At 68.1% G+C, this 16,313-nt stretch carries 19 protein-coding genes and 1 pseudogene; 10 read left to right on the top strand and 10 right to left on the bottom strand.

Translation table 11 applies throughout. The features are described 5' to 3' along the window. Nucleotides 1–194: 194 nt before the first annotated feature. From H4W81_RS12680 to H4W81_RS12670, 3 genes are all read right to left on the bottom strand, one after another. Nucleotides 195–959 (bottom strand): transposase family protein, encoded by a 765-nt coding sequence (locus tag H4W81_RS12680; protein ID WP_192775002.1) that lies wholly within the window; start codon nt 957–959, stop codon nt 195–197. Between the two features lie 250 nt (nt 960–1,209). Further along, nucleotides 1,210–1,380, bottom strand: coding sequence for a hypothetical protein (locus H4W81_RS12675; protein ID WP_192775001.1), 171 nt, complete (start codon nt 1,378–1,380; stop codon nt 1,210–1,212). A 141-nt stretch (nt 1,381–1,521) separates the two neighbouring features. After that, nucleotides 1,522–1,854, bottom strand: a complete 333-nt coding sequence (locus H4W81_RS12670; RefSeq protein WP_192775000.1) for a cupin domain-containing protein — start codon at nt 1,852–1,854, stop codon at nt 1,522–1,524. Nucleotides 1,855–1,924: 70 nt separating this feature from the next. Here H4W81_RS12670 and H4W81_RS12665 point away from each other — a divergent pair, with 70 nt between their 5' ends. Continuing rightward, on the top strand, nt 1,925–2,875 hold the full coding sequence (locus H4W81_RS12665; RefSeq protein WP_192774999.1) for a GlxA family transcriptional regulator: 951 nt from the start codon (nt 1,925–1,927) through the stop codon (nt 2,873–2,875). Nucleotides 2,876–3,016: 141 nt separating this feature from the next. On the opposite strand, the gene H4W81_RS12660 is transcribed toward H4W81_RS12665, so the two are convergent. Further along, nucleotides 3,017–3,859, bottom strand: a complete 843-nt coding sequence (locus H4W81_RS12660; RefSeq protein WP_192774998.1) for a hypothetical protein — start codon at nt 3,857–3,859, stop codon at nt 3,017–3,019. A 323-nt stretch (nt 3,860–4,182) separates the two neighbouring features. Further along, nucleotides 4,183–4,935, bottom strand: a complete 753-nt coding sequence (locus tag H4W81_RS12655) for a class I SAM-dependent methyltransferase (protein ID WP_192774997.1) — start codon at nt 4,933–4,935, stop codon at nt 4,183–4,185. 325 nt (nt 4,936–5,260) lie between these two features. Between H4W81_RS12655 and H4W81_RS12650 the strand changes: the two genes are divergently transcribed. The 5 genes from H4W81_RS12650 to H4W81_RS48520 all read left to right on the top strand — a co-directional run bounded on the left by H4W81_RS12650 (nt 5,261) and on the right by H4W81_RS48520 (nt 7,805). Then, nucleotides 5,261–6,067 carry an endonuclease/exonuclease/phosphatase family protein gene (locus H4W81_RS12650; protein WP_192774996.1) on the top strand — a complete coding sequence of 269 codons (807 nt, stop codon included), beginning with the start codon at nt 5,261–5,263 and terminating at the stop codon, nt 6,065–6,067. Nucleotides 6,068–6,491: 424 nt separating this feature from the next. Beyond that, complete coding sequence (locus H4W81_RS50005) at nt 6,492–6,764, top strand: helix-turn-helix transcriptional regulator (RefSeq protein WP_192774995.1); 273 nt, start codon at nt 6,492–6,494, stop codon at nt 6,762–6,764. A 42-nt stretch (nt 6,765–6,806) separates the two neighbouring features. Beyond that, complete coding sequence (locus H4W81_RS12640; protein ID WP_192774994.1) at nt 6,807–6,983, top strand: hypothetical protein; 177 nt, start codon at nt 6,807–6,809, stop codon at nt 6,981–6,983. A 26-nt stretch (nt 6,984–7,009) separates the two neighbouring features. Beyond that, on the top strand, nt 7,010–7,408 hold the full coding sequence (locus H4W81_RS12635; RefSeq protein ID WP_192774993.1) for a hypothetical protein: 399 nt from the start codon (nt 7,010–7,012) through the stop codon (nt 7,406–7,408). A gap of 262 nt (nt 7,409–7,670) precedes the next feature. Next, the gene (locus H4W81_RS48520) at nt 7,671–7,805 is read left to right on the top strand and encodes a hypothetical protein (RefSeq protein WP_264083155.1); all 135 of its coding nucleotides are present in this window, start codon (nt 7,671–7,673) and stop codon (nt 7,803–7,805) included. Nucleotides 7,806–8,058: 253 nt separating this feature from the next. Here the strand turns inward: H4W81_RS48520 and H4W81_RS12630 are convergent, their stop codons facing one another. The 3 genes from H4W81_RS12630 to H4W81_RS49275 form a co-directional block, all read right to left on the bottom strand. Further along, nucleotides 8,059–8,553, bottom strand: coding sequence for a hypothetical protein (locus H4W81_RS12630; protein ID WP_192774992.1), 495 nt, complete (start codon nt 8,551–8,553; stop codon nt 8,059–8,061). A gap of 357 nt (nt 8,554–8,910) precedes the next feature. Continuing rightward, nucleotides 8,911–11,241 (bottom strand): AAA family ATPase, encoded by a 2,331-nt coding sequence (locus H4W81_RS12625; RefSeq protein WP_318781701.1) that lies wholly within the window; start codon nt 11,239–11,241, stop codon nt 8,911–8,913. Next, nucleotides 11,214–11,615, bottom strand: coding sequence for a hypothetical protein (locus H4W81_RS49275; RefSeq protein WP_318781700.1), 402 nt, complete (start codon nt 11,613–11,615; stop codon nt 11,214–11,216). Before H4W81_RS49275 ends, H4W81_RS12625 begins: the two co-directional genes overlap by 28 nt. Before the next feature lie 214 nt (nt 11,616–11,829). On the opposite strand from H4W81_RS49275, the gene H4W81_RS12620 reads away from it, so the two are divergent. After that, on the top strand, nt 11,830–12,576 hold the full coding sequence (locus H4W81_RS12620) for a phosphotransferase family protein (RefSeq protein ID WP_192774991.1): 747 nt from the start codon (nt 11,830–11,832) through the stop codon (nt 12,574–12,576). Nucleotides 12,577–12,784: 208 nt separating this feature from the next. On the opposite strand, the pseudogene H4W81_RS12615 reads toward H4W81_RS12620, so the two are convergent. After that, a pseudogene (locus H4W81_RS12615) lies at nt 12,785–12,982 on the bottom strand (IS3 family transposase); the annotation flags it as partial. 284 nt (nt 12,983–13,266) lie between these two features. On the opposite strand from H4W81_RS12615, the gene H4W81_RS12610 reads away from it, so the two are divergent. The 3 genes from H4W81_RS12610 to H4W81_RS12600 all read left to right on the top strand — a co-directional run bounded on the left by H4W81_RS12610 (nt 13,267) and on the right by H4W81_RS12600 (nt 15,512). Beyond that, the gene (locus H4W81_RS12610) at nt 13,267–13,773 is read left to right on the top strand and encodes a hypothetical protein (RefSeq protein ID WP_192774989.1); all 507 of its coding nucleotides are present in this window, start codon (nt 13,267–13,269) and stop codon (nt 13,771–13,773) included. Between the two features lie 189 nt (nt 13,774–13,962). Next, entirely contained in the window at nt 13,963–14,532 is a 570-nt protein-coding gene (locus tag H4W81_RS12605; RefSeq protein WP_192774988.1) for a hypothetical protein, read from the top strand. An 89-nt stretch (nt 14,533–14,621) separates the two neighbouring features. Beyond that, nucleotides 14,622–15,512, top strand: a complete 891-nt coding sequence (locus tag H4W81_RS12600; protein ID WP_192774987.1) for a GNAT family N-acetyltransferase — start codon at nt 14,622–14,624, stop codon at nt 15,510–15,512. Between the two features lie 251 nt (nt 15,513–15,763). On the opposite strand, the gene H4W81_RS12595 is transcribed toward H4W81_RS12600, so the two are convergent. Then, nucleotides 15,764–16,282 carry a hypothetical protein gene (locus tag H4W81_RS12595; RefSeq protein ID WP_192774986.1) on the bottom strand — a complete coding sequence of 173 codons (519 nt, stop codon included), beginning with the start codon at nt 16,280–16,282 and terminating at the stop codon, nt 15,764–15,766. Between the last annotated feature and the right edge of the window lie 31 nt (nt 16,283–16,313).

Raw genomic sequence — 16,313 nt, 5'->3', positions numbered from 1 at the left:
GCCCACCGAGACCACGGGCTGACGCAGTCGAGGGACCGGACGTCATGATCGAATGCATATTTTCTCTACGACTATCAAGGGCGCCCGCTGCGCGGCCGCCGGGGCCCGGTTCACCGGAATGAATGTGTAAGAGTTCGAGCGCCGTCCGCCGGCTTCCGCGATCTAGTACTGCAGCAGCAGTTAGTGAACCCATTTCAGCGGGCTTCACGGAGTTGTAGGACGAGGATCGCCTTGACGAGTTGACCTGCGCGAAGGGGACAGCAGCGGAGTTTGCGCAGGATGCGCCAGGCCTTCAGTTGCGCGTTGGCGCGCTCGCCGGGGCCGCGGAGCTTGGCGTGGGCGGAGTTCGCGCTCTTCTGCGAGGCCGGCTTGTTCTTGCCCTTGTAGGGCACGCGTACGTGCTCACCTGCGCCGATGTAGCCCTTGTCTGCGAGGGTGACCAAGTCGGCGCTCTTGAGTCGGCGGATGATGCCCCAGATGCGAGCTGCCTTGAGGTCATGGACTGAGCCGGGCAGCGATCCCGAGGTCCACAGCGGGGTGCCGTCCGGAGCAGCGATGACCTGGATGTTCATGCCATGCTTCTTGTGCTTGCCGGAGTAGAAGGGCCGGTCTGCAGCCAGGCGGTCGATGGGGATGAGCGTGCCGTCCAGCACCACGAAGGCGTAGCCGGTGCGCTTGGCGGCGCATAAGGCCTGCTCCAGGCGGGGCGAGCGACGGGCGAGCAGGTCGACGGACTCCCGCACGTAGCGCCAGGCGGTGGCCGTCCCCACGCCGAACCCGGCGGCGATCTCGGCGAACGTCTCGCCTTTGCGCAGGTAGACCAGCACGAGCATGGCCTGCTGGCCGGGGTTGAGGCGCCGTCGGGTGGATCTGATCGCCGCGCGGTGCCGCCGCAGCACACCGGCCAGGTAGCTCAAGGTCTGGGATGACAACGGCAGCGCGGCACGGTAGAACAGCACACAGGCCCCTGGTGGAGATGGTTGCTCTTGGTCGACAACCCTTCTACCAGGGGTCTTCCTGCTTCTGGATCAAGAACGATGATCCTCAACGAAGCCGTGACCTGCGGCGTCACGGTGGAATGAGCTCAGTGATCTCGGTAAGCCGATCCGCCTGGCGACATGCCGGCGCAGCGCGTTGCGGACCCGATCGGCATCCCGAACCGCCCGGTTGAGCAGCCGCTATCCCATCAGGGGTGACCTCGCCGGCGAACTACCCGTTCTTACGCTCCAGCCCGCTCAACAGCCCCAACAGATACGACCGGGCGCGAAGCCGGGGCTCACGCCGGTAAAAGAACGGGGCCACCACCTCGATGAACAGCTCATCCAGCCGCTCCAGCCACGCAGCCGGGTCGACCTCCACCACCCTCACGGTCACAGCCACGGCCGATCAGGGTGTTGCCGCACATCCTCGTGATCACAGCGGTGGCCGTCTCATCTCCAACCGGTGACCGAGCTGACGGCGGCCAATGCAATTTCCCGCGGACGGCCAGTTATGAAGTAACGCCGCGTAACCGGGAGTGATCTAACCTTCCGGGTAGAAGAGGAACAGCGTGCAGCCCGTGGTCGTCTGCGGGACGTGCGAGGAGCCCGCGGGGGCGTGGATGAAGGAGCCGGCCGGGTAGTCCCGGTCGCCGTCGTTGAAGATGCCAGAGACCACGAAGACCTCCTCGGGACCCGGTTCGTGGACGTCGACTCCCTGCCAGCACGTGTTCGCGTCCATCTCCAGCACATAAGCCTTCGCGCCGTTGTCCCCGTTCCACAGCGGCCGCGCCCGGATGCCTGGGAAGAGCTCGTGGACCGGGGCGTCCTGGACGGCGGACCACACATAGGCAGGCGTGTTGTGTTGTGTCGTCATGGGGCCAGCCTGACGGCCGACCGGCGCCGCGCCGAGTGTCAGGAAAGACATCATGCGGTACTTTCCTGCCATGCATCGCGTAGTGGCGCTCGTCCGCCCACCGCAATCGACCTTCGAACTCGCCTGCGCGGCCCAGGTGTTCGGGATCGAGCGGCCAGGACTTCCGATGCGGTACGCCTTCAGCATGTGCACGGAGCGCCCTGGCCCGGTCGCGACGTACGCCGGGTACGACATGCTCGTGACCGATGGGCTGGACGCACTCGACCAGGCGGACACCGTGGTCATCCCGGGCTGGCTGCCCACCACGGAGCCACCCTCGCCTGCGGTCGTCAGGGTGCTGCGCCGCGCGCACTCCCACGGAGCGCGGGTGGTCAGCATCTGCTCCGGCGCCTTCGCGCTGGCGCACGCCGGTCTGCTGGACGGACGACGGGCAACCACCCACTGGGCGCTGGCAGACGCGCTCGCCGCGCGCTTCCCGCACATCCGGGTCGACCCGAATGTGCTGTACGTGGACCACGGTGACGTAGCCACCAGCGCCGGCGCCGGCGCCGGCTTCGACCTGTGCATGCACCTGGTCCGCAGCGACCAGGGCGCTCGGTACGCCGCACATATCGCGCGGACCATGGTCATGCCGCCCCACCGCGAGGGCGGGCAGTTGCAGTACTCGGCGCCGCCACACCCCGCCCAGATCGACGGCACGCTCGCGCCGCTGCTGGAGTGGATCACCGCGAGACTCAGCGAACCGGTGACCATCGAGAGCATGGCCGCGCACGCCGGCGTCTCAACGCGTACCCTCACCCGACGGTTCGCCGAGCAACTCGGCACCAGCCCCGGCCAGTGGCTGCTCGCCCAGCGGATCGCCACGGCCCGGGATCTACTGGAGTCCTCCGACCTCCCATTGGAGGCCATCGCCCGCCGCGTCGGTCTCTCCTCGGCCACCAACCTCCGCAGGCGCTTCCTCAACACCCTGGGCACAACACCGGGCGCCTACCGCCGGGCGTTCCGGGCCAAGCCACGATGACAACCTACTGGTTCAACGACGCCACGCCAGCTCCCACTCCTGCACCTACAACCCACATCACTTGCGGCCAGCCGGCCCCCAGTAACTGGCCGCCCATGGAAGGTTCCAACCGGCCACTGACACCGGAACGAGATCGCTAATCTAGCTGGCCGCCGCGATCTCCACCGCGGTGATGGGCCGGAAGGTCGGCAGCACGGAGAGAAGGAAGTCCTCGGTTATGGCGTCGTAGCCGCCCACCTGTACCAGGGCGTCACCATGCCTGGCGTACACGGGGGTGTAGCCGTTCTCCAGGCGTGTCGTCCAGACGCCGGGGGCGATCTGCCGGCACGGCGTGACCGTCTTCCAGCTCCAGTCCGGCATGGGGTCGGCGCACGCCGCCTCAGGGGAGGCCGCGCCGCCTGGCCTGACGTACACCTCGACCCACCGGCCGCTCCCGTGGTCGTCCGTGGGGTGGTAGGTGAAGCCGATCATCTCCGGCAGCCAGGTCGGGTCCACGGAGTCGAGCCGATAGTTCGGAATGGCTGGCGCGACCAGCGGAATCCCCGAGCTCTTCATATCCCCGATGACTTCCGCCGCCTGGATGGCTTTGGACACCAGCGGAGCCGCGCAGAAGGCCAGAAGGACCGTCCCCGCCGCGGCAATGCGGGCCATCCTGTTGCCCGGAGCGCACAGCCACGCCGTGAACGGGAATCCGATCACGGCGGGGATGGCGAGGCTGACAGGCGAGTCGGGCAGCCACTGCATGCCCGCGACCATGACCATGGCGAACACGAACATGACGAACGGCGTGGACAGTCCCACGATCGGCCAACGCGGCATCCTTGCGGCCCAGCTCAACAGGAACGCGAGTGGGAAGGGCGCGAACATCATCACCGCCACCCCGGTGAATTCGTTGTCCGGATCATGAGGCCAGAAGACCAGGATGAGGACCTGGGAGGCACCGATCGCGGCGCCCGCTAGAACCGCCTTGAGCAGCATCGGCATTGTGTGATTCTTTCCCACGGACTGCGGCGAAGGCCGAGCGGGCCGTGAACGGCGTAGGAGCGAGAACGAGTTGGCGAAACACGCGGCAAGTCGCGGGTAGGAGCCCCTCAGAATGCCTCTACGGACATCTCCGCTGTGGGAAGGCCCGAGGCGCAACCCGCCCCGACCACGGGCCGCGCAGAAGCCGTTTGAGCGGTCGCGGCTCGGATAGCGCCACTGCGACCCGAGCCCCCTGCGAAAGCCCGGCAGAAGACTGGCACTGCCGAAAAATCAGCTCGCTGCGGGCGAGTTTTGCTTGACCGAGACTGTGCTCTCGCCTTCAGTCACGCGGACTCGCAGATGCAGAGTTGAAGCGGCGTATCCACGGCAAATGGCCGACCGGACCAGTCGCCGAAGCGCTCGACGAGCCGAAGGCCGCCGAGCGAGACGAGCAGCGGCAGCTCCTGCGGGAAGATGCTCCTGATTTCGAGTGGTGCGACGACGAAGTCGGGCTCGGAGTCAGTCGAGAGGTGCCACGTCCCGCGTGTGACTTGCGCGGGCGCATCGTAGATCTCAGCGACATCGACGCTAACGTTGCCACGGTCAGGATCCATGAACGACAACGACTCCCGGGTGCGCCGCACGCCATCGGCTTCGGCAAGGAGGCGCACGCTCGGGTTGAACACATCGAAGACGAACCGTGCTCCTGGCGCCAGGTGTCGTCGAACCGACCGGAAGCAGCTGACCAGATCCTCAGCATCATGCAGATGCAGTAGGGAATTGGCTGTGATGAACACGAAGTCGAATGTGCGGCCCAGATCGAAGGCCCGCATGTCGCCCTGCACCCATTCCACCGCCACACCGCGCTCGTTCGCCTTACGCTGAGCCTCAGCCAGCATGTCTGACGAGAAGTCCACGCCGACGCACGGATGCCCGTCGGACGCGATGGGGATCAGCTTGTGCCCGGTGCCGCACCCGAGTTCCAATACGCGCCCGCCTTGCCGATTGGCGTCGGCGCGGTAGAAGTCGACTGCGGGCCCGCCGCCCGGGAACATGAGGTCGTACAGCCTCGCGTGCGAGTAGAACGCTTCACTCATGAAGCGCCTCCTCCTTCCGACTCATCCGCAGTTGGCCGTGGTGGCCTGCTGATTCAAGCGTGTGCGCCACAGCCGCAACAACAGCTTTACCGTCATCCGCGCCAACCTCCGCTTCGCCGCGGTGATGACCCGCCACACCAAGATCAAAAGCTAATCGTTGGTTTTTTGCTGGAAGCTACGGGCGGGCCTACCTGAGGAATCGGGTGGGCGGGTGTTCGTCAGAAGTGGCCCCAATTGCAGCTCTCGCGGACAGTGCTGTACGCCGGGAGGCAACTCCCAGAGGATGGATCTTCGCCGCAGGCTGGAACTGGGCAGGAGAAGACGGATGACCTATGACATCGCCGAACCCTATGGGCCGCTCGTCACAACGACGTTCCGGCTCATCACCTGGAACGTGTGGGGCAGGTACGGTCCGTGGGAGCATCGCGAGGCCGCCATCCGCGCCACTCTGGAGCGGCACGACCCTGACGTGGTGGGGCTGGTGGAGGCGTGGGATGAACAGGGCGCACGGCTCGGCCTGCCGTACCACGTGTTCGACGGCGACTCCGAGGTCAACGGTGCGCGCTCGGGCCTGGCTGTCCTGTCGCGCTGGCCGATTGGCGCGCACGAGTCGCGCAAGCTCACGGGCGAGCAAGACACCGGCGGCCGGGTGCTGTATGCCAGGATCGACGGCCCGCGCGGCGTCATCCAGGTCTACGTGGTGGCGCTGACCTGGCGGCTGGAGCACAGCGGCGAGCGCCAGCAGCAGGTGCGCGAGGTGGCCGCCTTCATCGCCGAGACGCAGCGGCGCCGGCACCCGACGGTGCTGTGCGGCGATTTCAACGCCGACCCCGACAGCGACGAGCTGCGCATGCTGACCGGTAAGTCCGTCCCGGCCGTGCCCGGCCTGGTGTTCTATGACGCCTGGACGGCCGCTGGTAACGGCCAGGGCGGCGGGCACACCTGGGCCGGGGCCAACCCGTGGGCGGCGCCGGCGCTGTGGCCAGACCGCAGGATCGACCACGTGCTGTCCGCCTGGCCGCGCCGGGGCGGCGCGGGCCATCCGGTGCGCTGTGAGGTGATCGGCCACGAGCCTGTCGGTGGGGTGGTGGCGTCTGACCACTACGGCGTTCTGGCGGACCTGCGCTACTGACACGGACGCCGGCATTCTTTGCTGACCCTGGGCACCGGCCTGCTGATTCTGCGCAGCCGCGAACACCATGTTCGGGTGGGGCCAATCAACTTGTTCACAACAGACCTCTATGACCGCTAGCTGGGGCCAGACGACTCGTTCCTCAGGGGCCAAGAGAGTCGTTCAAAGCCATAGAGGCCAGGCAGAGCCCCGTATCGCCCTCTAGAGCGCCCTCTAGACCTAGAGACCCCGCCCTCTAGATCTAGACCCCCTTCGAGCGGCGCACGCCCTCCACGCACACACCTACGCATTCCTTAATGATCGAGGTTCAGTGCGTCCGGCGGGGCGGCGGTTCGGGTCGCGCCGGGGCTGCCTCGGTCGATGAACGCGAGGCAGACGTCCGCGCCGAGTTGGACCATGGCGTGGTCGCGGGTTTGGCCGACGCGTGCGCGAGCTGCGGAAGCTAGCCGGTCGCACTCAGGTTGAGGTGGCCCAGGCCGCAGGTTTGGACCGCTCGTTCTATGGCGCGGTGGAGGCTGGCAAACGCAACATTGGACTCGACAACGTCTTCCTAATCGCCGCCGCGTTGGGAGTGAAGACCGAGGCCTTGTTCTCCTCCGGTGAGGTCGCTCGCCACTCCTGCCGAGCCAGCGTGGGCGAAGTCCGACCGGCGACAAGCGAGAGTCCGGCTGCGGCCTCGTCCGTTCAGGCGCCCTGAGTTCCCTGGCAACGCAGCCCACGCCGCGAGTACCCTGACGATATGGACGAGCAGCAGGAGATCGGCGAGCAGGAGCGCGTGCCTTATCCCGAGGACAAGCGCCAGGCCAACCTCGACAAGCTCCGCGAGGTCATGGGCGGCGAACCACCAGCCGACATGCTCGAGCTCGCCCACCGGCGCGAGGCGGAAATCGCCGCTCGCCGCTCCCACGCCGCCTGACCGGGGCCTAGAAAATGCAAGGACGCGTGCTGGACACCAGCGCGCTCATTGCCTGGGGCCGCCGATCGTCTCCGTACGTGGACGCCACGATCTGGATGCGTGCCGAACACCGCGGCTACATCGTGCCCATCGTCACGACCGCCCCAGCCCTCACAGCAGCCTTAGCCCAGCTCCCGGATTCGGCAGTACCAGTCCTGGAGGTTCTGCTGGGCATGGACGGCACCACCCTTGTCGACAGCCTCATTCCTGCCAGTGCGCCGGGCGTGGCCGAGGTCCTCCGCATCGCCGGCCCCTACGCGACTGAGCAAGTCACGGCGGCCTCCGTGGTGCATGCCGCGAAGAGGCGTTCACTTCCAGTGGTAACCGCCAACCCGTTCCCGCTCACCGCGCTGTGGTCTGACATCGAGATCGACCAGATCCCCTAGTTGCCTGGTATCGAAGGACGATGCGTCAATCTCGGGTACTTGGCGGCAGAGATGCGGCCGACCTCCTCCACCGCTTGATTGTGGAAGCGCTCATCCCGGTCCGCTCGGCAGCGGCCTGCGAGGGCAAGTGAGCCGTCGCCTGGACCGCATCGCGGACAGAGGCGAAGCCTGCCGCCCTCGCCTGTGCTTCAAGCCGAGCTCTGCGGGCCGCCTGTGCTGCAGGCAGTGCCTGAAGTGCGCCGCGCCTGGTCAAAAACGGCGCGTGCTGCACGAGAAGCTGGCCAGCCTGCTCACCCATGCGCCAACTTCCGGCATCTCTGATGAACTGGAGCACCGCCGGTACGAAGAAGGGATGGGGGTGCGCGGCGGCAACAGCAATCCGATGAAGCTCAGATAGGTCGTTGAACCGCGTTTCCAGCTCTGGCAGCCGTTCACGAGCGTAGGGACTGCGCACCAGGGCGAGACTGGCGACCATGTCGGTCGCTAGCGGCTCCCACGTCTTGGCCCCCTCGGAGCGTTGAGCAGGCCTTGAAGTCGAGAAGCGAGCGCTTCGTTCACGATGTCCCAGAAGTAGTCCTGATCGCCGAGCCGCACGAGGGCACGAAGTTGCGTGCTCCCGTCGAGCACTTGGAATCGTTCACGCTGGGCGGCTACTGCAACCCGAACCAGTTCCCTATCGCGCTGGGCGAACGCGGACAACACGATGGCCATGCGGTCGGCGTACTCGGCCGCCGGAGTCGGCTGTCGGGATCGAGCTCGAGCAGACTGTGCTTGGCAGCGACCGCGGCGATCGTGCGACGGGTCGCGGTTCGCACCCGGTCGAAGAACGCTGCCTGGATGTGAGGCAATGTCGGTACGAAGAGGGGATCGCAGGTGTACTCGATGAACTCGCTCAACAGCTTTCCACCTTGAGTCGGTGGATGAACCAGCAGCGTGGTCAGCGCAACGGCGAAGTGCCCGCGGGCCACCTCTGGGCGGGGCTCGTACACCTCGCCGAAGCTGCGTAGCGATGGATGCACACAGAGGTGGCGATCTTCACGGATACGCCCCAGTTCGCGTACGCCGATCGAGTCGATCAACTCGAACTCCGCCGCCTTATCCAGCAATGTGGACTCGATGTTCTGCATCTCGCGAACGCCGTCCACGCTGATGCCTTTGGCCTGCGCCGCGGTGACGGCGGCACGGAAGAGGGCCCGCCTTGCTGTCGCCGTTGTCGGCGAGATTGACCAGTTTGGTGATGATGTCGGCGGTGACAGCTGTCCAGGTCGCGGCGATACTGGCGCGGATCGCGCCGGCGTTGTAGCACCGCCAGGCCTCCTCGGCGAGCGGCCGAACCTCCGGACTCCACACCTGTGCAACGAGGCTCTCTAAGTCACCCACAAGCACCACTCCTTTGTCGTGTCGCAGCAGACTAGCGAGCAGGCTGCGTTCGTCGGGCGGACCGGTGTGTTTCAGCCATTTCCTTCACCCATGGGGGGCGGGATGGTCCCGCCGGTTAGCCGTCAGCGGCTGGGGACGTCGCGCTCGGACGCGGGAGACTGCCGGGAGGGTTCCCGGTCGCGCTCCGTCTGCCGGCGCTGGCTCCGCTCATGGGCGGAACGGCGCTCGCGGTCGATGTCGTCCCGCTCACGCTCGGTACGCCGCCGTGAGGCTTCCTCACTGCGGACACGCTGCTCGATGTCGCGCTGGTCGGGAGGCAGGTCGGCGCGGCGCTCGCTCTCGCTGAGGCCTGCGGCCAGCTCTTCCTGAGCTTGGTCGCGGGTCAGCCGTGCGGTGGCAGCCCGGCTGTCGGCGTTGGTGACGTCGACGCTTCGGGCCCCGCGCTGGGCGGCGGCGAAATCGCCGACCAGGTCGTCATGACGACGGCGGATCATCGACCACACGACGCGCGGCGGGGCTTGCTCGACGCTTTCCCGGGCAGCTTGCTCCAGAGCTGGTCCCTGGGCGCGGATGGGGGCCAGGCGCTCACCGAGCTGTTCGAGACGCTCGCGCACCTGGGGAAGTTCGACCTCCGTCAGCTCGCGGCGGCGCGCGCGGTGGGAGGGCAGCAGACTGCCCAGGTTCTCGACCTCGGCGGCGAGCTCGCTCTCGCGCTGACGTAGCCGGCTGGCCTCGGCGTGGCCTTCGAGAATCTGCTGGCGAGCCTGCTGCAGCCGACGCTCCGCGCGTTCAGCGGCCTCGACTCTGCGCAGGTTGGCGGCGAGCTTGTCGCGTTCGGCCAGCAGGGCGAGTTCGGTGGGGCCGCCGCCGTTGCGGGCGTGACGATGCCGTTCCTGCTCGGCTGCCTCAAGCGCGGTGCTGGCGGCCTCGACCTGCTCGGCGAGGCTGCTGAGGCGCTCGGTGAGTTCGTCGTCGGAGAGCAGGCCGACGCCGTAGGCGCTGCGGGACAGGGCCAGGCGGGCGCCGGCCAGCTGGATAGCCGCGCGGGCCTCATTCAGCGAGGCCGCAGCGGCCTCCCGCTTCTCTTGCTCGCGACCGGTGCGCTGCCGATCACCGCGGCCACGACCACGGTCTTCTCGTTCGACGGTGGCGGGGGCCGGCTGGCGGGCGTCCTGCTCCTCCTGCGCGATCGGTTCCGGTTCCGGGGTGAGGAGCCGGTCGACGCGATCGTCATCCAAGGTGGCGGCGTAGGCGGCCAGGGCACGCTGCAGCGCGTCGGCCTCGCTGCGGACCTTGCCGTGGCGGACGCGGTCGAAGTCGCTTTCCAGCAGCTCGCGCGGCAGGTACAGGCGGGCCCGCTCTCGATCGCGGGTCATCGCCGCGTACAGGGTGTGCGGGTCCAAGCCCATGCCGTAGATGAGCGCGTGGTCGGCGGTCAGTCCCTCAGCGGCCGCCACGGTCATCGCGGTGCCGTGGGACAGCCCGCCGCTGGCGATGTAGTCGGGGGTGAGCCACTCCCGCACCACGGTGGGTCCGTCGGGTCCAGCTTGCCGCCACTCGACCTCTACCCGCCGGTCCGCGCCGATCGCGGTGATGTGGCCGCGGTAGCCGTTGAGCACGTTGACGGCGCCGACGCCGCGGCGGGCGCGGTAGTCGTTCTTCCGGACCCGGACGTGGTCACCGATCGCCAGCGCGATCGTGCGGCCGCCCGGGAGTCGGTAGCGGTGGTCAGGACCCTCCAATTCGCCGCGCTCGCGGCGCAGCTCGCGCGCCACGGCGTTGAGCCGGTCGACAGCCGCGTTCGTGCCGGCCAGCACCAGGACCTGAGCAAGCTCGTCGTGCACGGCCTCGGGCGTCCCCGCGGCGCGGTACGGCTCGCGCGCGGTCAGCCAGTCGGCCAGCAGCTGAGCCATAGTGTCCTCGGCGCCCTGCCCGGCCCGGACGCGCTCGCCCTGACCCCACAGGCGTAGCGCCTGCCGCTGCAGCTCTTGGCGGTCCTGCGGCCGTTCGCTTTCCCCGCCAGCGCGCCAGCGCTCCAGCGCTTTGCGTTCCAGAGGATCACGCTGGCGGCGGTTCTCCTTCAGGGTCAGGCCAGCGACCTGCCGGTGGATGGCGGCGAAACCGCCGCCGACCCCGGCGGCGCGCAGCTGCAGCGGGTCACCGATCGGCACGATCTTGGTACCGGTCCGCGCGGACTCGGCCAGCAGCGCGGCCATCTGCCGGTCGTCGACCATAGAGGCCTCATCCACCACCAGGACGTCGACCCCGGAAAGACCGCGGCCGCCCTTGATGCGCAGCAGCCAGGTGGCGATGGTCGTTGACGGAATGCCGGCCTCGGCGTGCAGGTTGGTGGCGGCCACCGCGGCGGTGGCCGCGCCCGCGACGACCAGGCCACGACCTTCCCAGGCGGTGCGGGCGGCCGCCATCATCGTGGTCTTGCCCGATCCGGCCACGCCGATGACCGGTCGACGCCGTGCCCGGCGCTCAGCAGCCGCTCCAGCACTCGCCGCTGTTCCTCGCTGAAGGTCAGGGCGTGGCTGACCTCGTAGGTGTCGATCGCCAGCCGGGCGACGTCGGCATCGACGACGGCGACCTGCTGGTCGTAGCGCTCGCGCGTGATCTGCAGCAGGGTGCGCTCGGCCTGCAGGATGTCCTCGGAGGTGTAACGATCGCTGTTGGACAGGTGGCTGGCCCCTGAGGCGGGCAGTCGCACGGCGGGGCCGTACTGCAGGACCTCGTCGGTGAGCGCCTCGGCCTCGGCCAGGTCTTCGATCCCGTCGGGGCAGGCGTCGATGACGGCCGCGAGCACGTCGGCGCGCGTGACCACCTTGGTGTGTGGCCGCCCACTTCCCTTCGGGCCGCTACATGCCGCTTGGACCTCACGATCCACGTGCCGGGGCCCCGGCGGACCGAGGCAGCGCTCGACCCATGAGCGGTTGGCGGCGTGCACGGAGGCGGCCGGGCAGCGGGATGCAGTCAACCGCGCAGTCGCCCGCGATAAACCCGGCGACATCGGTGGCCATCCCCGCGATAATGCCGACGTGGAGGAGGTCGAGGTCGTCGTTGCCCATCACGAGTGCGCGACCCTGCGCGTCGGTGATGTGTTCCTGAAGATCGACGCTGACCAGGCGCGTACCGACGTCGAGGTCGGGGCGATGACCATGGCGCCGATCCCGACTCCGGAGATCCTATGGCGCAAGCCGCCCGTGCTCGCGCTCGCCGCCCTCCCAGGCACGGCCCTCGGCCGCCTCGGCGAGCCGTCGACCGCGTCGTCGGCGGCGTGGGCCGCGGCGGGCGCCGCCGTACGGAAGCTGCACGACGCGCCGCTGCCGCCCCGGCCCGGCCGGGCCGGCCGGGGCCTCGACGAGTTGGCGGCGGATCTCGACGGCGAGTGCGAGTGGCTCGTGACGAACGGCGTCCTGCCCGCCGACCTGGTCACCCGCAACCGCCAGGTCGCCGAGGCCGCGCTCCGACCGTGGACACCGGTGTTCACGCACGGCGACCTGCAGATCGCCCACGTGTTCGTCGACGGTGACGAGATCACCGGCGTGCTCGACTGGTCCGAGGCGGGCCAGGGCGACGCCCTGTACGACCTCGCCACCTTGACGCTCGGACACGAGGAGCACCTCGGCGACGTCATCGCCGGCTATGGCACCGACGTCGACCTTGACGTGATCCGCGCGTGGTGGTCGTTGCGAAGCCTGCTGGGGGTTCGCTGGCTGATCGAGCACGGCTTCGACCCGTCCTCGCCAGGCTGCGAGGTCGACGTGCTCAGATCCCGGATGTGAGGTTGCACGAGCCCGACGGCCACGAGTGCGGCCCGAATGCGTGCCGGTTAGCCGAGCGTAGACGTTGGCACGAAGACTGGCGGGCGGGCGGCATGCACGCCGAACTGTTGCGCAGGTGGGCGAAGGTCTTGCGCGGCGAGCCGCTAGGCACCCGGTACGACGACCTCCTGGAGTTGCCCCGGTTTGATGGACACATCAGGGCTTGCGGCTACGCGGCAGCATAGTCGCCTTCTTTGGTGTTCTTGAGCGCGTGTCGGCGTTCGTGCTCGGCGGGGCTGAGTTGGCCGTTGGCCGAGTGACGGCGGCGCGGATTGTAGAACCCCTCGATGTAGGCGAACACCGCCCGCTCAGCCTCTGACCTGGTCCGGAAGGTGCGCCGGTCGATCAGCTCACATTCCGCGGACGATCTAGAGAAGTGGGGCAGGCACAAATGGGTTGCCGTCATCGACCTCAGCGCGGAACGCCAACACCTCGCAGGACCGCTTCCTCCCTTCCCTGGAGCCCACCCCAGTGAGGACCAACCAGAGACGTAGAAACCCGGTCTGACCACGCTCTGTTACTGACACTGGATGTCGCGGCCTGCTGACACTCTTCTGTCGCTCAACAGCTCTGGCCCACTCTCGGTGACGCCGTGGGCAGGCCCAGGGCCGTCGCCGGTTGTCAGGCGGGAAGGGAGAACAGGATGCTTTGGTGGTGATCAGTGTCAGGAAAGGCCTTGTCATGCTGGCGCTGGGGTTGGCGCTGGTGCCGGTGTACGCGGCACTCAACTACGTGGCCATCCAGATGGGTGAAGAAGCGCTGCGTCGGGGGCCGGAGTGGGAGGGGGGTGTCCCGCCGAGCGATGAGATGAGTTTTGTGGCCGCGAACGCGTGGATGATGACCTGGTGGATCACCCTCGGAGCGGGCCTGGTGGGCGTCGCGCTGATCGTCATCGGCGCTCTTCTCCTCCGGCTGCGCGGCCGCGGCCGGACCGGCCTCCTGACAGCGGCCTGGGTCATCGCCGTGCCCTATCTGCCCATCCTCGCGCTGGCCTTGTTCAACCCCGTGCGGGCCGGCATCTTCGACGCGCCCGGCTACGAAGCGGGGCTGCCCTGGTGGCAGTCGGCTACGCGTTTTCTTCTGATGGCGGCCGCGTGGGCACAGGCCATGGGCCTGACCTGGCTGGCCCGCGCCTCGGCCAATCCGTCACATCGGTGACCACGTAACTTCACCAAGAGTGAATCAGAGCCCTGAGATGTCAGTGGAAACGACATCAGTTGGTCAGTTGTTGTTGAGCACGGGCGGAATGTCAGTGAGGCGCGGATGGAGTGTCAGTGCTCACGCGGGGCTGGCCGATCTCGTGTTCTCCTGGATGCTTACGCCTCTCACCTCTCTGGAGGAACGCGCGTGCAGAAGATGTCCCCCGCCGTGGAACGGCTTGTCCGGCTGATGCTGCTGCTCCCATCCGACCCCCGCGCGTCGCTGTGGAATAGCGCGGCCGACGACTGCGGAGACCTCCCCACCGTCGTGTCGATCCGCGGATGGGTCCGCGACACCGCCAAGATGTGGCCCGACGGCGCCCCCCGCACCCTGGCTGAGATGGTCCTTACCGTGTTCGGCAACCCGAGCGAGACCACCCTCCGCCTGCTGTCACAAGCGGTCGTAGCCCCGAACTTCCGCGCCCGCACCGGGATCGGTGTCGGCGCTGCGTGGGCCGCTCGCGCCCGCGAGACCGCCATCGACGTCCTGGCCGAGGCCGACTCGTTGGAGGAGGTGCTGGAGCCGGGCGAAGACCGACTGGGGTTAGGACGCCCGGACACCGAGACCACGCACTCGGTCAGTCGCGGCGCGCGTGGAGACACGCCGGGCGCGGCGGGCCCGAGGGAACCCATCGTGAGCAATCGCGACAGGGCGGCCCCGGTCCGCCTCAACGCGGCAAGCCGTTTCAACGGGCGCGTCAGCCTCAGGAAGCGCTGACGTTTTTAGTCCGCCCGAAGGCCCTGACCTCTTCTCTGTTTTCAACAGCGGACTTGATGTCAGGGCTCGAGCGGATTACATGTCAGTCCATGGATCCGCGTGACAGCATCCCGCACGCCCCGGACCCCGACTCCGCCGACCAGACTCAGCAGGACCTGCTGTTTGCCTGGTCCTCAGCGATCAACATCCCTCTGGAGGAGGCCATCCCAGCCGAGCCGGGGGCCGTACATGAGGCGTTGCAGGCCAAGGATGAGCTCCTTCAAGCACATGTTGATCTTCTCCTCACCCACGTGCGCGCCGACCCAGACCGCCTGCGGGCGATCGGCGAGGCCGCCCGCCAGAGTGTCAACGAGCTCGGCAGCGCAGATCCCGGGCGGGTGCTCTACTACCTCGTTACCGCCGAGCTGGCCGAGCGCGCCTTGTCCCGGGTCCAGGCGGCGGGAGCCGAGCAGGACCAGCAAGTCCAGCGCCGTCTGGTGGACGAGATCGAGGCCGCCTGGTACCCCGCCCCTGAGCCTTTCCGGCCGGGCCTGCTTGACCGGCACCGGTTGCCGCGCCGGATCGCCCGGCGGCTGAACCTTCGTTGGTGGTTCCTGCGGTGGCGGCTGCAGACTGTCACCTTGACTCATCGGCCCGCTGATGGGCCCGCTGACATCGCGGTGATCACCGCGACGTGGCGGGGTCAGCAACTTGGCAAGATCGGCTACATGGCCTGTGACGTCTGCCGTCAGGCGCTGGTGTGCAAGGTCTCCGTTGATGAGCGCTACCAGAATCTCGGTCTGGGCCGCCGTCTTGTCCTGGCCGCGCGTGCCGCTGCTCCTGCCCACGAGTGGACGACCACCCCGCAGTACGACACTGCTGAGCGCTTCTGGCGGCGCATGGCTCGCACCACGGGCGATTCCTACCGCGATGACGTGCACACCGCGGACACCCGCTGCCCGCACATGAATCCACCTCGACCGCATCTTGAGCCGATCTGACCGGCCTGGCGATCTCGCGCCCGCTCCAGCGAAACCAGGGAGACCGGCGGCACCACCGGTGCGGGCGTGGCGGCCGCCTGGCACCTGCGGACGTTGTCGCGCTCGGTAGGCGGCCGGCACGCCCCGCCGCGCGGGGCCTGGGGGCGGCGGAGCCCCCAGCCACCCCGTGCCAGACCCCGACCTGGCTGAACCGGTAGAGGTGATCACGGTATGGCTCGTGCTGCCCGGCTTCTTCTGCTGCCCCCGTTCCTTCAGGTCGCATCCCATAGCAGCCGTGAGCGCCGGGCTGCCTCGGCGACCGCGGCCGATTCGATCCGGATCACGGCGTCAGCGATTCCTGCAGACGGCCACCGCAGGAGCACCTCGAAGTTCGGGGGCGGGGGAAGGCTCCCGATCCACGCGGTGATGGCGCCGGTGAGCCGGTCGTCGAACTCGGTCTGGTCGACGGAGACCCTGCGCGGAGCGAGGAGCCCCGGGTCGTTCTCCCACCAGGTGCAGGAGGCGCTGCGGATGCCGATCTGCAGAAGGTCTTCCTCCTGGACCTGGCCTTGCAGGTCGTGAGGCAGGCCTAGGAAGGTGCTGGTGATCAGCCTCCACTGGTCTGGGGCCGTCATAGCGATGCGGCGACCCAGCGCCTGCAGAGTGAGGAGCATGCCGCCGGGATATACGTGCAGGTGCGGCAGCAGGATGGTCACTGCGGGAGTAGCGGCCAGGACGGCCTCGACCGCGACCACTCCGGGGGTGAAGGCGAAGCGCTCGTCTGCGGTCATGTCTCCCCTCTTCTGGTGAGGTCAGGCAGGA

It is taken from the genome of Nonomuraea africana, assembly GCF_014873535.1.
GTDB classification, from domain to species: domain Bacteria; phylum Actinomycetota; class Actinomycetes; order Streptosporangiales; family Streptosporangiaceae; genus Nonomuraea; species Nonomuraea africana.
This window is presented reverse-complemented; position numbering and strand designations above follow the sequence as displayed.